General features: G+C 40.1%; 16 protein-coding genes. 4 read left to right on the forward strand and 12 right to left on the reverse strand.

The window, feature by feature from the left end; genetic code table 11:
- Nucleotides 1-53: 53 nt before the first annotated feature.
- The 6 genes from fabL to bacA form a co-directional block, all read right to left on the reverse strand.
- Complete coding sequence (gene fabL, locus ACAN53_RS07830; RefSeq protein WP_379968729.1) at nt 54-800, reverse strand: enoyl-[acyl-carrier-protein] reductase FabL; 747 nt, start codon at nt 798-800, stop codon at nt 54-56.
- A 283-nt stretch (nt 801-1,083) separates the two neighbouring features.
- Nucleotides 1,084-1,239, reverse strand: coding sequence for an imidazoleglycerol-phosphate dehydratase (locus ACAN53_RS07835; protein ID WP_379968731.1), 156 nt, complete (start codon nt 1,237-1,239; stop codon nt 1,084-1,086).
- 146 nt (nt 1,240-1,385) lie between these two features.
- Nucleotides 1,386-1,811 carry a MarR family winged helix-turn-helix transcriptional regulator gene (locus ACAN53_RS07840; RefSeq protein WP_379968733.1) on the reverse strand — a complete coding sequence of 142 codons (426 nt, stop codon included), beginning with the start codon at nt 1,809-1,811 and terminating at the stop codon, nt 1,386-1,388.
- A gap of 276 nt (nt 1,812-2,087) precedes the next feature.
- Nucleotides 2,088-3,530, reverse strand: a complete 1,443-nt coding sequence (locus tag ACAN53_RS07845; RefSeq protein WP_379968735.1) for an NAD(P)H-hydrate dehydratase — start codon at nt 3,528-3,530, stop codon at nt 2,088-2,090.
- Nucleotides 3,531-3,625: 95 nt separating this feature from the next.
- Nucleotides 3,626-4,420 (reverse strand): sporulation protein, encoded by a 795-nt coding sequence (locus tag ACAN53_RS07850; RefSeq protein WP_379968737.1) that lies wholly within the window; start codon nt 4,418-4,420, stop codon nt 3,626-3,628.
- 196 nt (nt 4,421-4,616) lie between these two features.
- The gene (gene bacA, locus ACAN53_RS07855) at nt 4,617-5,417 is read right to left on the reverse strand and encodes an undecaprenyl-diphosphate phosphatase (protein WP_379968739.1); all 801 of its coding nucleotides are present in this window, start codon (nt 5,415-5,417) and stop codon (nt 4,617-4,619) included.
- Nucleotides 5,418-5,764: 347 nt separating this feature from the next.
- On the opposite strand from bacA, the gene ACAN53_RS07860 reads away from it, so the two are divergent.
- Both ACAN53_RS07860 and ACAN53_RS07865 read left to right on the forward strand, forming a co-directional pair.
- The gene (locus ACAN53_RS07860) at nt 5,765-6,172 is read left to right on the forward strand and encodes a sporulation protein (protein WP_379968741.1); all 408 of its coding nucleotides are present in this window, start codon (nt 5,765-5,767) and stop codon (nt 6,170-6,172) included.
- Nucleotides 6,173-6,279: 107 nt separating this feature from the next.
- Nucleotides 6,280-7,635: an MATE family efflux transporter gene (locus ACAN53_RS07865; RefSeq protein WP_379968743.1), complete on the forward strand. Its 1,356-nt coding sequence runs from the start codon at nt 6,280-6,282 to the stop codon at nt 7,633-7,635.
- A 27-nt stretch (nt 7,636-7,662) separates the two neighbouring features.
- On the opposite strand, the gene ACAN53_RS07870 is transcribed toward ACAN53_RS07865, so the two are convergent.
- From ACAN53_RS07870 to ACAN53_RS07880, 3 genes are all read right to left on the reverse strand, one after another.
- Nucleotides 7,663-8,160 carry a DUF1648 domain-containing protein gene (locus ACAN53_RS07870; RefSeq protein WP_379968745.1) on the reverse strand — a complete coding sequence of 166 codons (498 nt, stop codon included), beginning with the start codon at nt 8,158-8,160 and terminating at the stop codon, nt 7,663-7,665.
- Nucleotides 8,161-8,395: 235 nt separating this feature from the next.
- Complete coding sequence (locus ACAN53_RS07875; RefSeq protein ID WP_379968747.1) at nt 8,396-8,542, reverse strand: hypothetical protein; 147 nt, start codon at nt 8,540-8,542, stop codon at nt 8,396-8,398.
- A gap of 115 nt (nt 8,543-8,657) precedes the next feature.
- Complete coding sequence (locus tag ACAN53_RS07880; RefSeq protein WP_379968749.1) at nt 8,658-8,972, reverse strand: ArsR/SmtB family transcription factor; 315 nt, start codon at nt 8,970-8,972, stop codon at nt 8,658-8,660.
- A gap of 132 nt (nt 8,973-9,104) precedes the next feature.
- Between ACAN53_RS07880 and ACAN53_RS07885 the strand changes: the two genes are divergently transcribed.
- Nucleotides 9,105-9,380 carry a putative quinol monooxygenase gene (locus ACAN53_RS07885; protein ID WP_379968751.1) on the forward strand — a complete coding sequence of 92 codons (276 nt, stop codon included), beginning with the start codon at nt 9,105-9,107 and terminating at the stop codon, nt 9,378-9,380.
- A 51-nt stretch (nt 9,381-9,431) separates the two neighbouring features.
- Nucleotides 9,432-10,169: an NADPH-dependent oxidoreductase gene (locus ACAN53_RS07890; protein WP_379968753.1), complete on the forward strand. Its 738-nt coding sequence runs from the start codon at nt 9,432-9,434 to the stop codon at nt 10,167-10,169.
- 136 nt (nt 10,170-10,305) lie between these two features.
- Here the strand turns inward: ACAN53_RS07890 and ACAN53_RS07895 are convergent, their stop codons facing one another.
- The 3 genes from ACAN53_RS07895 to ACAN53_RS07905 are packed head-to-tail and all read right to left on the reverse strand — an operon-like array spanning nt 10,306 to nt 14,355.
- Entirely contained in the window at nt 10,306-11,922 is a 1,617-nt protein-coding gene (locus ACAN53_RS07895; RefSeq protein WP_379968755.1) for an N-acyl-D-amino-acid deacylase family protein, read from the reverse strand.
- A 33-nt stretch (nt 11,923-11,955) separates the two neighbouring features.
- Nucleotides 11,956-13,146, reverse strand: a complete 1,191-nt coding sequence (locus ACAN53_RS07900) for a YgeY family selenium metabolism-linked hydrolase (RefSeq protein WP_379968757.1) — start codon at nt 13,144-13,146, stop codon at nt 11,956-11,958.
- Nucleotides 13,147-13,152: 6 nt separating this feature from the next.
- Nucleotides 13,153-14,355, reverse strand: coding sequence for a diaminopropionate ammonia-lyase (locus ACAN53_RS07905; RefSeq protein ID WP_379968759.1), 1,203 nt, complete (start codon nt 14,353-14,355; stop codon nt 13,153-13,155).
- Between the last annotated feature and the right edge of the window lie 28 nt (nt 14,356-14,383).

Below are 14,383 nucleotides of genomic sequence, written 5' to 3' on the forward strand. Positions count from 1 at the left end.
TAGCGTTTGCAATTTTTCTTTTCATCTTGTGAAATGAATGTATTGATATTTACTTACGCAAGTAAAGACAATCCACCATCTACTATAATCGTCTGTCCACAAACCATACTAGCAGCAGGTGTACTTAAAAAATATACCATTTCTGCTAGGTCCTTTGGCTCAACAAGTCTGCCAGCTGGATTTCGGGATGCCGCTGAATGCAATAGCTCTTCTCGGTTTGGAAAATGAGTAAGCGCATCCGTATCTACAGCCCCACCAGATACCGCATTTACAACAATTCCTTTTGGCGCAAGTTCAACTGCTAAATATCGTGTTAACGCTTCTACTGCTGCTTTTGAGACGCCTACTGTAACATAATTCGGAAGTGCACGAATAGAACCAAGACTTGACATGGCAATGATGGAACCGCCATTTTCCATTAGCTTAGCAGCTTCTTGTGCTGCAAATAAATAAGCTTTAGCATTAATATCTTGCGTCCAATCCCAGTGACTTTCTTCTACTTCCATAAGAGGACGTAGCACACCGGATGCTGCATTGTTTACAAATACATCAAGACGCCCAAAATAATTCTTAACTTCTTCAAACAGCATCCTAATTTGACTTACTTCTTTAACATTCGCCTTCACAAGCAATACATTTACTCCAAACTCAGCTTCAATTTCTTCTTTTGCTAATTCTGCATCACTCTTTTTACGCATGTAATTGAGAACAACATTATATCCTTCCATCGCAAATCGTTTTGCGATTGCCTTTCCAATCCCTCTCGTTCCTCCTGTGATTAATGCTACCTTTTCTGCCATATGTATTTCCTCCTCAAATATGAATCTGTAAAAAATTGTACCGTTCTTATGACATTCGGTCAATGAAACAAAATTTCAATTCTCTAACACGTAGAGTTCACAATGATTTCACACAATGGCTGTAAAGTAAGAAATAAGGAAGTTGCACCGCGCAACTTATTCCTTATTGACATAGATAGTCCTCTTTCCCGCTCCTTGTTCTGCTAGCAAGGAGTTTTTTCTTGAAATAAAATAGACCGTCGCAGTCTAAGCTGCAAAGGTCTACTTTTCAGATGAAAATTTTTTATTGTCTATGTTTTTCCTTAGACTGACTTCCTTGCCGCGACCGATATTCTTTCCCCTTATTATCATTTCCAACCGAGGAATTATGTTCGATGCTTTGATTCGTTTTTGGGGAACCTTGATTTCCACTTCCCTCGCTGCCATTCCGACTGCTCATTCTACTCACCCTTTCTTATAATGTGAGTTTAGTCTTTTGCAATTTGCATCGTTTTAGTCACACTAGAAGAAGGTTTTTCTTCGCTATTCTTTTTTCACACTTGTACGAATTAAGGATTTCCTTTTCGAAAAGGGTATCCCAATGAATTACGACTTTGTTATTTTTTGAAACACATCAATGGTTACCTTCATATCTTCCTCTGATAATGCCTCAAATTTTTCTTTTATATATTTTGTTTTACGTTCTTCCATTTCTCGTACAAGCATACTTCCTTGCTCGGTTATTTTTAAAAAAACAACGCGTCGATCCGACGTGCACCGCGTTCGTTCTATCAATTTTCTGGCAATTAACTTTTCAGAAACTGCTGTAATATGACTGCTTGAAACATGCAATTCATTTGCTAGTTGCGACACTTTCTCTTGTTTTTCTCGATCTAAAATACGTAAAACGAAAAACTCATTCATTGGAATAAATTCCTCAAACTGTTTTGCTACACCGCTACGCAAGGAACGGAAGACGGTAAACATAGATGCTACGAGCTCATTGGATAGCTCTTCGCGATTATCATTCATAATTGATTTACGGCTCCTTTTATGTAATTAAGTTAATTAAAAATAAAATTAACTATATAATATATTAAATGAAATGTCATCTATTTTATTTAAATACTGGGTATGAGGCAATCTCAAATTGGCTATAACGGTAGTAGGTTGCTTTCATTGGCGATTCTGCCAAAGGAAGAGTACAAAAGTTACTCTTCCTTCTTTATTATTTCCAGTACAATACAACACATAAATAAAGGAAAGGGAGAGGCTTAACACTTCTCCCTTTCCTTTATTTACCTACTACTATCGTTCAAATCGCTTTAATACATACGGCAGCATATTGCTTATATCACTTGCTAGCATGGTCGCTTCAGCACGGTCTACTGTCCATTCATCTGCACATAAGCCATGAATATATACTGCGTTTGAAATGGCTTTCTGTGGGTTTTCGTATGTGCATAAAAACGCTAGTAGCATGCCTGTTAACGTGTCACCTGTCCCGCCTTTCGCTAGTCCAGAATTGCCCGTTGTATTGATTACACCTGAACCATCTGGGTATGCAATGACCGTGTAGGCTCCTTTTAATACAACAATAACTCCATGCTTTTTTGCATATTCCGATGCAAACGTGATTCGATTAGCTTGTATATCTATCACTTTCATATCAATCATTCGACTAAATTCACCTGGATGAGGTGTTACCACTGTTACATGGCTGCGAAGAGGATAGGTTCTTTTGTTTAACGCACCTGCATCTAGGACGACAGGTATATTCATAGTAAGAAGTGTTGTGACGGCCTGTTCGACGAGAACACGATCTTCAATCCCAGGTCCAATGGCAGCAGCGCGGAAAGAAGAAGAAAGATTTCCGTTTGCAATCCTTTGCAACCCTTCCGTCCAATACGTCGCTTCAGGCACCCGAGGTGTTAAAACGCTAGTTGTAAACTTCGTCGTTGCAACGGTTAGCTTTCCAATACCCGAGCGCATCGCTCCAAGCGCAGCTAGCATGGCACTCCCTGGCATTTCATCGCTCCCCGCGACCAACAAGCCTGTTCCATATGTTCCTTTATGTGAATATGGAGAGCGTACCGAAGTGCTCTGATTGACATCTTCTTCGGTCCACACCTTCCATCGCCCTGTCTGTGGTAATCCAATATCTACACTTTTCCACGCACCGTAATAAGAAGATGATGGTTCCAGAAATACCGACGGCTTCAAACCATGTAAACAAAATGTATAACTCGCGCAAAATGCATTGTCCACATAACCAGAATCTGCCGTAAGCCCAGTCGGAATATCAACTGCAATGCGCAGAGAAATTGCTTGATTAGCCCACTGCACAACCTCTTGCAATGTCCCATGCAGGCCGTAGCGAGCACCTACACCAAGCAGCGCATCTATGATTACATCATATTTATTGGATCGCGACCATTCATCCACCTGATAGCCGCATTCCTCATAATACTGTAAATGATCAAGCGCTGGCTCTGTCTTTGGTTTTCCAATAGGCAGACATAGAGAGGCATTGTAACCATGCATCTTTAAATAACGTGTAAGAACGATACCATCCCCGCCGTTATTTCCAGTCCCTGCCACAATACAAATGGAATCATGCTTATTTATTACGTTCGTAATAGCTTCAAACAGGGAACGTCCTGCATTTTCCATCAGAGTTTGTAAAGTTAATCCGTGTCTTTGAGCAAGCTGATCACTCCTGCGAATGTCTTCTTCAAAGTATACATTCATTCTTACCCCTCCTGTTCTTTCGCAATGGAATAAGCAAATGGTATTACCCGCATCATTACAAAAAGCCCGAGCCAACATGGTCCGGGCAAAGAAGGCTACTTCACATTCCATTCGGATAGCTCTTTCACTTCAGGAAAGAGACTTTTCGCAAGGGAGCCGATTGCCCCTTCCTCTACCCAATCTACTTTATTGAGATAGGAATCTGGTTCATTGCACATATCAGTTATCTCTTTACGAAGTCGTTCCGTTAGTAATTCCATTTCATTCCATTCCCAGTGTGAAAATTTTGACATATGATACAAATCTTTACCCTTGCTATCACGAATATACATAAAAAGCCGAATTTCATGTTCATTTGGCACAGCAAGAAAAGAAACTGAAAGAAGCATACGCATAAAATAGCCTGTAGGAACGAATTTAAAATACTGCACGCATCCATCAAAAAATCCAAACGAAGGATCACGCCTAAAATCAAGATTATACAGTGAACTAATCACTTGTCGAAGCGGCTCATTTGGAACAATATCAATTAACTTAACATCCTCATGCCCTGACAAGGTGTGAAGACGTATACTATACATGATATGGTTACTAGAAATAGCAATTGTTTCAGGAATTTGATAAGAAAATATAAAATTGGACTTTTCACCCTTAGTAAGATTCATATACTGCTCCTCAAAAAAAGTAAGAACTGTCCTCGTATATTCTCTTCCTCGCATCGTAACAAGTGTCATCATTAGCTCTACACGCACATCTTGAAATGGCTCTGAACCTCCTGTTACACGTATGTAACCTTGTAGCCATTCTCCTTGCTTCCAAGTATCCCTTGTAAGAACGAGCTTTATTCGTCCAGCTCCTATTCCCCACGCATGAAATAAACGTCGAAGCATACAATCCCCTACCTTACGCCACTCATCTATAATTAAGTATTCATTACATTCAAATTTATTATGTATAAACATAGCACAACCAAGCCATCATGGAAAGCTATATAGTCACTTTACTACGACAAAAAGATATCACTGTAGCAAACTGATAGATGGCAAATATGAAAAAAGGTGCCAACAACGTTAGCACCTTTTTGTATTACATTATGACAAAGAAATAGAATAAAATTGCAACTGCAAATCGATAGTAAGCAAACGGTGTTAGCTTCCAACGCTGTAAGAGTTGTAAGAAGGTTACAATTGCAACCATTGCCACAACAAACGCAGCAATAAATCCTACTGCAAATAATGGAATATCTGCAGCCGTTAAAAAGTGCCAGCTTTTCACTAAATCAAGACCTGTTGCCGCAATCATCATCGGAACAGCCAAAATGAAAGTAAATTCTGCTGCTGCTTTATGAGAAACACGAGTCAATATACCACCACTTATTGTAGAACCCGAACGGGAGAATCCAGGCCAAAGTGCTAAACATTGGAACAAGCCGATCATAAATGCTTGCTTATAAGTAACATCATCTAAAGTTTTGGATATACTTGGATTTTTCTTTGCAAAACGTTCTGCAACAATCATTAAAATACCACCGAGAATTAAACTAATTACAACAGGTCCCGGTCCAAACAATACCGTTTTAATTTGATCGCGGAATACCACACCAACAAGACCTGCTGGAATCATAGCAATCAAAATATGAATTAAATTCAAGGATGGACCATTTACCTTACGGCCAATTCCAAATAGTGACCATAGGCGCTTCCAATATAGAACAACAACCGCTAATATCGATCCTAATTGAACAACGACCTCAAATGTTTTTGCTTTATCTCCTTCAAATCCAAGAAGATGACCTACAAGAATCATGTGTCCTGTTGAAGAAACAGGTAAAAATTCCGTTAATCCTTCTACAGTCCCAAGTATAAGACCTATTAACCATTCTACCAAGATAGGTTGCCTCCTCTATGTACATTTTGTATCAAAGATTTCATACTTTTTAATATTACATGATTCTGTCAAATTTCGCACAATTTTTTTCTGTATATCCTGCCATTATGAACATGTTTGAGAGGACTCTAATGCTCTTTTTGATAACTCCAACTTGATATTATATTCCATTTTTCACCAACACAATTTTCTTAGTTACCTTGGAAAATGATTTTCATATGGTATCATAGAATACAAATAGGCTTATATGTAAGATTAAATGAGGAATTTAACCTTCAAACTCCTCTAGATTTCGAGTACACGATTTATCTTTTTTCTAACAAAAAGTAAAGAGAGGAAGTGCTAAAATGTTAGATAAATTTATGGCGAAGCTAGGAAAAGGTGCTGCAGACGTATATTTACAATTACCGGAGGATACATTTCGATTAGGGGAAACTATCCAAGGAACTATCATTGTAAGAGGCGGAAAAGTAGAACAACGCATTAATACCATCTTTGTAGAGTTATATCGTGGATTTTCAGATTTAACGATGGGTGAACAGCTACTTATTTCTGTCATACCTGTGGTGAAAGATCATTTTGTAATTGCACCAAATGAAACGAAATCATTTCCTTTTAAAACCACACTTCCTACTGAAATGGACTTCGATGAAGAACACGAATTTTATTTTGTGACAAACCTAGATATTAAAGCAGGAAAAGATGATCATAGAAAAACAGTGATTTCTCTTCTTCCTCCAGCTGTGCAAAAATAATAGTGACTTTTACATATTCGTAAGCTGGCTACCTTTCATCATAACCATTTCCGGTAGCCAGCCTTTTTTTGCCTGCCTTGTATTTCTCTAATTAAGAAAGGATTTTTATGAAAGAAACAACAACTCAACTTCATAAGATACGACAATTTATTCTTTTATTTTTACCTATTTTTATTACCCAGCTCGCTTTGTTTGCGATGACGTTTTTTGATACAACCATGTCTGGACACGCCAGCTCCGCAGATCTCGCAGGTGTTGCAATTGGTTCTAGTTTATGGATACCTGTAAACACAGGGCTAACAGGTATACTGCTTGCAGTAACCCCGATTGTCGCGCAGCTGACCGGTGCAAAAAAAGCCGGAGATGTAGCTCCGTCCATTATGCAAGCAATTTATCTTGCTATCGGCATAGCCGTCGCTATTATAATCGTCGGTATGTTCTTAGTAGGACCAATTTTGCAAGCAATGAATTTGGATCCTCATGTTCGTCAGGTTGCAGGTGACTTTTTGCATATGCTAGCGTTTGGTATTATACCATTATTCATTTATACAGTACTCCGCTGCTTTATTGACGCCCTTGGAAAAACGCGAGTTTCCATGATGATTACCGTATGCTCATTGCCAATCAATATTATTCTTAATTATGCCTTTATTTTCGGGCATCTTGGAATGCCACGACTGGGAGGGGTTGGTGCTGGAATCGCCTCAGCAGTTACATATTGGTGCATATTAACAATCGCTATCATTATTATTCATCGCAGCCATCCATTTTCTAGCTATCGAATTTTCCATAAACTATACAAATTGAATATTTCAACATGGAAGGACCTATTGAAACTTGGTGTGCCGATTGGCTTTGCTATTTTTTTCGAGACGAGTATTTTTGCAGCCGTTACGTTACTGATGAGTCGATTTGATACAGCCACTATTGCTGCCCATCAGTCTGCAATCAATTTTGCTTCTATGCTTTATATGACTCCTCTTAGCATTTCGATGACACTTACTATTGCCGTTGGCTTCGAAGTTGGTGCACGGAGAATGAAAGATGCAAGAACATATAGTTTCATAGGAATTGGCTTTGCCCTCCTATTTGCTCTCTTGTATTCGCTTATCATCTTTCTTTTTAATGATCAAGTTGCAGCCATTTATAGTAATGATGGAACTGTTCAAAGACTCACCGGACAATTTCTATTGTTCGCGATTCTATTTCAAATATCAGATGCCATCGCAACACCGGTACAAGGGGCACTGCGCGGGTATAAGGACGTAAATGCCGCTCTCATTATGACACTTGTAGCCTATTGGGTAATTGGATTACCACTCGGGTACGTTCTTGCTAATTTTACTTACTTAGCAGCTAAGGGATATTGGATTGGTCTCATAATAGGACTTGCGTTTGGTGCAACATTTCTACTCATTCGACTTATGTATGTGCAACGAAAAAATCAGGAGGAAGCTGCTTAATGCAGCTTCCTTGATAACCTCTCTCTACTATTTAAGCCGATAACTTCGTAGAAGGAACACTCCAATCGTAACAAATACACTTATTAGCTCTAGAATAAGCGGAACGATTCCTAGTCCACCTCTTCGCCCAAGGGCTATTTCAATCGTCATCCAGTCATTGTAAACAAATAAAAGTACCAGCTCAAACTTTAGCCATCCCATCAATAGCTGTGCATTTTTATACTGATCGTACGCATTTTCTTCAGTAATTTTAACAAGAAAATTAAAAGTGTGTGGAAATTTACTCAAAATAGAAAACAACATAAATAATAGTGTTGGCACAATTAAAATAGCAATAAGAGATTCCTTCCCACCAAAACTGTCCGGTGTTCCATACATATTAAAGTGCTTTGGAATAGACTGCGGAAGTTCCTTCCATATCATAACAACATCCAGAATGATACTAATCAACAATACTGCTGTAAGTAGATCCAGTACCCGCTCCATTATCGTCTTTTCAAGTTGTAACTTAGGTTTCATTTCCATCGTTCATCTCACCTCAAAACATAAAATATTCTTATGCTTTAATTATAAAGGAAGAAAAGAAAAATGATTATATATTATTATTCGTATAGTAGAGTCTATTCACAATAGTAGACGGCTGTGTTCTCATTCATGATGTTTGTCTATACACCTCATTTGACTTTCTTTCATCCAACGTCAAAAGACGGGATAAGCCCTACGCGCAGGCTTTCCCGTTCAGAAAATCTGTAATAATAAACTATTTACTATCATCATAGTCATAGCGAAAACCATCACTGCTTACATCTACTTTCTCTTCTATTTGTGTGTTTTCATACTGAAAATTTTTATCCTGTTCCTCTTTTGTAAATACAACTTTTGCTTTTTGCTTACGGTTACTCTTCATCTTTTCTGCTCCTTTCAGTTTACTCATCTATACTTTGAGGCTCAGAAAACAATTTTATTCAGATTAGAAAAACCACGCACTTACTTCGTACGCGGTTTTTCTAATGCCCCTATTTCTACATATGTGAGGAGCTAACTCGTAAAATAGACGTTAGCAATCCAGGAAACAACTTATTTAAATCGTTAGTCCGAAGCGAGTAAAAGTGCTGTGTCCCTTCTATGCGCACTTGAATTACTCCAGCCTCCCGAAGCACTCGAAAATGATGTGACACCGTAGATTTCGATATATTCAAACTACAATAGGACGCACAGTGTTGTTCCTTTGTTTTAGCCAAGCTTCGGACAATGGACAAACGAATTGGATCACTTAATGCATGCAACACAGACGTTAACTTTAATTCATCAATAGACGGTTGTAGTGGTGTTTTCATATGGTTACTGTATCATAATCACCTTATGGTCGCAACGAGAATGCAAAATCGTTGCGCATTTAAAACAGTCGTGCTATAGTTCTTAACGTTCGATATCTATCGAACGTTAAGAGGAATTAGGAGGCTAACAAAATGGTTACAATTCAAGGATTTATGCAAATAAAGCCAGAATTTCACGATGAGTTTATAGAGAAACTGGCATTATTACTGCAAGCCTCTCGTACTGAGAACGGCAATATTGACTACAATTTATATGAAAATGTGGAAAAACCAAATCATTTCGTCATGCTGGAGCAATGGGAAAGTGAAGAAGTACTGGCCATGCATAGTAAAACACCACATTACATAAGCTTTCGAAAGTATGTCCAAGACGTATTAGCAGCACCCCCAGAATTTAAACGTATGTAACTCTTCCTTACAAAGGAACTGATTATATAACCAGAAGGGATGAATCAAATTATGAATGAAGTTATGAAAACTTTAACCAACCACCGTTCTATCCGTAGTTACACAAACGAATCTGTGTCTGAAGAACAATTAAACGAAATTATTGCAGCTGCACAAGCAGCCCCAACTTCAATCAATGGTCAACAACTAACAATCATTAGTATCCAAGATCCTGAGAAGAAAGCAAAGGCAGCTGAATATGTTGGCGGTCAGCCTTGGGTTGCACAAGCACCTGTTTTTCTTGTATTCTGTGCAGATTTCTACCGTGCCAAAATTGCTGCTGATAAAAATGGTCTACCACTTGGCATTACAGACGGAGTAGAATCTCTTCTTGTTGGGGCAACAGATGTTGGTCTTGCCATGGGCAACGCCATAGCAGCTGCAGAATCAATGGGCCTTGGCATTGTGCCAATTGGCGGAGTTAGACGAAATCCACAAGAATTAATTGAACTTCTTGCTATTCCGGAATATGTATTCCCGGTATGCGGTCTGGTAGTCGGTCATCCAGCAGATCTTTCTGCGAAAAAACCACGCTTGCAACCTGAAGCGATTCATCACAAGGAAAGCTACAACAAAGATCAAAAAGCCTTCATTGATGCATATGATGAAACAATATCTGCTTATATGAAAGAACGTACAGGCGGCAAAGAAGATCGTAACTGGTCATCCATGATTGCTGGATTCTACCAAGGTATATACTATCCAAACATTCAATCAACCATTCTAAAGCAAGGCTTTAAGCTTAAATAATAGCATTCACACCCCATTTACTATTAAGGTAGGTGGGGTCTTTTTTCGTCAAATCCTACCTCATTACAGTCACAATCATTCCATCAATAATACATGGTCTCATTGTGCGAAACCTTCCTTATCTCAATTTCTTACCTTACTTTGAAATAGCCGTAGTTTGCTCATAAAATCGGCGAAGAACTTGTCCAGAATAAGTCTCATTTGTAATCGCGTGATCAATAACGATACTACCGTTCACAATGACATAATCGATGCCTTCCGGATATTGACGAGAGTTTGTATAGGTTGCTGTATCAATAACCTGCTCTTCGTCAAATACAACGAGATCGGCTTTCATGCCCGTGCGAACGATTCCTCGATCCTGCAATCCAATAATTCTTGCCGGCTGAGATGTTAGTCTGCGAATCATTTCATGTAGGGGAAGAACGTTTTCTTGTCTGACATATTTGCCTAATACCCGTGGAAAGGAGCCATAAGCACGCGGATGAGGTTTTCCGCCAAGCAAGCCGTCGCTACCAATCGTTCCAGCCGGATGTGCCATAATTTTGGAAACATACTCATCGCTCATTACAAAATCAATCATGCCAACTGCATTTTTCTCTGCTAGAATAAGATCTAAAGCCACATCTGTAGGATCATCTTTTCCAAGCAATGCAGTAATTTCAAGCACATTTTTTCCGACGAGTTGCTGATTTGCCTCGGATACAACCGAAGTGATGATAATACCGTCCCAGCCAGCCCACTCGGACATGCTATCCCAGCCTGGATAGCCGGTTTCCATTTCCTGCTTCATTTTATTTCGTAGTTCTTGATCTGCTAAGCGCAGCAAGAGTTTCTCAGTTCCACCATCGTGAGCCCAAGGAGGAAGAATGGCGCTTAACATCGTACTGCCAGCCGTGTAAGGATATTGGTCGAATGTCACTTCAATCCCCTCACTGCGTGCTTTATCGATGGTTGCTAGCACATCATCTGTTTTATGCCAGTTTTTCTTTCCGCACACCTTGAGATGAGAAAAGTGAAGATGGGCACCCGTTACCTTCATCATGTCTATTAACTCGTTCATAGACTCGATAATTTCATCGCCTTCACTGCGTTGATGAATGACAAGAGGTACACCGTACTGTGCAATGACAGAGCAAAGTGCCGTAAGCTCTCTCATATCTGCAAAGCAGCAAGGAGGGTAGATCAGACCCGTCGATAATCCGCATGCTCCTTGTTCTAATGACTTACGCAGTACATCTTTCATTTTCTCAATTTCTTCATCCGTTGCAATTCGATTGGCTAGACCCATCACTTCCATCCGAATATTGCCATGAGGAACTAGAAATGCGAGATTGTAGCTTGGCTGAAGTTTCTCGATTTTCGTCAAATAACTATCAACATTTCTCCAATCCCACTCAATATCAGGTGTTCCATCAAGACCAGACAAGTTTTTTCTCCACGTTTCTACGTATTCACTAGGTAGCGGCGCAGCTGCGATTCCGTCCTGACCAAGTAGGTCCGTGGTAATTCCTTGACGGATTTTCGCTTCAATAAGCGGTTTTTCTAAGACGAATAAATCGGAATGCGTGTGCATATCGATAAAGCCAGGACACACCGTTTTTCCTTTCACATCTAAGACTTGTTTGGCTAAAGCACCAGATAATTTTCCTATTGTAGCAATGGTATCTCCCTTGATACCAATATCACCATAAAACCAAGGTGAACCTGTACCATCGATAATTTTGGCATGAGTTATTAGTAAGTCGTACATAGCATCCTCCATTTACAGAATATTCTGTTATTTTTAATTAAATCCTTTGAATAAAGCTTCCATGATTCCATAGTACCCAAGAGTAGCAGCAGCTAATTGTTCCGTTTCGATGTATTCATCATCTGTGTGAGCAAGTGATTCTTCAGAGGGACCAAAGCCTATTGTCGGAATGCCGGCTTCCCCTGCATAATGACTGCCATTGGTACAGAAAGCATAATGAGTAAGTGATGGTTGCAGTCCACTCAATTTCAACCCTTGGAGCGCTGCTTGGACAAACGGATCCTCATCTTCCATTAACCACGCTGGAAAAAATCTCTCAGCTTCAATTTCGGCACCTGTATAGCACAGTTCTTTACCCTTTGCAAAGCTGACAGCTGCATGAAATGTAGGATCTTCCTTTTCTAACGTAGCGATGAGTTCCTCAATCGGTGCAAGGACCGATTCCCTCGTTTCTCCGACAAGCGTTCTACGGTCAAACGTTGCTTTGCAATAATGCGGCACGACAGAAGCACCCGGATATGGCTCTGATTTCATATCCGTCAGCTCTAAAATGCCTTTGCCTAGCACTGGATGATTAGAGAGTGGCAACGTTTGGATATGCTGGATAAGCTTCATCATTTGATAGACTGCATTAACACCTTTTTCTGGGTTGCTTGAGTGAGCCGGCTTTCCGAACGTTTCCACAACAATCTCAGCTCGTCCACGTTGACCCCGCTTTAATTGCAAGCTCGATGATTCTCCGATGATAACATAATCTGGCTGCATTCGATCGCTTACCTTTCGCGGTGCAATTCCCTCAAAACATTCTTCATGCACACTACATGAAACAACAATGCTTCCGGAAAAATCTTTGCTGCGATCCTGTGCAAAATAAGCTGCGGCACTTATCATCGCACTTACTGCACCTTTCATGTCAGATGTACCACGTCCATAAATGCGACCATCTCGTATCTCCCCTCCAAAAGGGTCTATAGTCCAGTTATCTTCCTTAACGGGAACGGTGTCAATATGACCATCCAATAGAAGCCGAGGACCTTCCTGTTTTCCTTTTAGTACCCCCATCACATTTCCATATAAATCTACAATTACATCGTCATAACCTAGTTTGTTAAAGGCTTCTTTGACCACCTCAGCTGCCTCGGTTTCTTTGCCTGAGTAGCTCTTCTTCTGAATTAACGATTGGCATAGAGCAATCGTATACGCCTTTCTTTCGTCTGTTAACATTAATTGTTACCCCCTATCATACGGATATGTTCCTTCCCACACAATGCTGCGATAATGCTCTGGATCCGTATCTCCTTCAGTATTAATAAGAAGAACTTTAGAATCTGCAGTAAGACCTAGTTTTTCGCGAATTGTGGCAAAGCGTTCTTCCTTACATACACGGTATAGCATTCCAAGTGTTACTGCTCCAGATTCTCCTGAAATAATACGTTCATCATTGCCGAGCGGATTGCCATACACACGCATTCCAGTCGCTGCCACATCGTCACTACAAGAGATAGCCCCTTTTGCATATTGCTGAATAATGCTCCATGCTAATGGGTTTGGTTCTCCGCAAGCAAGTCCTGCCATAATCGTTTGCATATCTCCTGTTACATTTACTGCTTTCCCCTGTGAGATAGATTGATAGAAGCAATCTGCTTCTTTCGGCTCGACAATGACAGTAATCGGTGCATTCCCCTGAAACTTTGCTACAAAATAGCCAAGAATCGAAGCCGCATACGATCCAACCCCAGCCTGTAAAAACAGATGTGTGGGAGGTTCGTCCATTTGCTCCATCAGCTCTGCGGCAAGTGCACCATACCCTTGCATGATCCATTTTGGGATATCTTCATACCCTTCCCATGCTGTGTCCTGAACAACCACCCATCCTTCCTTCTTCGCTTCCTGTGCTACAAATCGAACTGTATCATCATAGTTCCAATCAGTAATGTAGCCTTTGGCACCCGTATCATGGATGTGCTTCAAGCGATGAGGAGAAGAACCCTTTGGCATATAAATAACTGCCTCAAATCCAAGTGTCTTTGCAGCCCACGCAACGCCGCGGCCATGGTTGCCATCTGTCGCGGATGCAAAGGTAATGTTTCCTATTTTTTCCTTCACATCTTTCTCCATCAAGCGTTCAAACGTTATGTCCCCTTCATTAATACCAAGCTGTTTGCTCACGTAAGCAGCAACCGCGTAAAATCCACCAAGCCCTTTGAATGAATTCAATCCAAGACGATAAGACTCATCTTTTACGAAAATCGTATCAACGCCAAGTTCACTTGCAAGGGATGAGAGAGATCTTAGAGGCGTGGGTTTATAGTTTGGATAGCTCATATGAAACGCAAACGCTGATTTAATTGCATCTGGCTGCAAAAAGGATAATGATTTCGTATTTCTTTGCTCTACTTGAAATAAATTTTTCTTATATAAAATCTTACTCATAAGAACCTCCTACTCTATTCTCTTACCT

It is taken from the genome of Ectobacillus soli (assembly GCF_042610425.1).
Lineage (GTDB): Bacteria > Bacillota > Bacilli > Bacillales > Bacillaceae_G > Ectobacillus.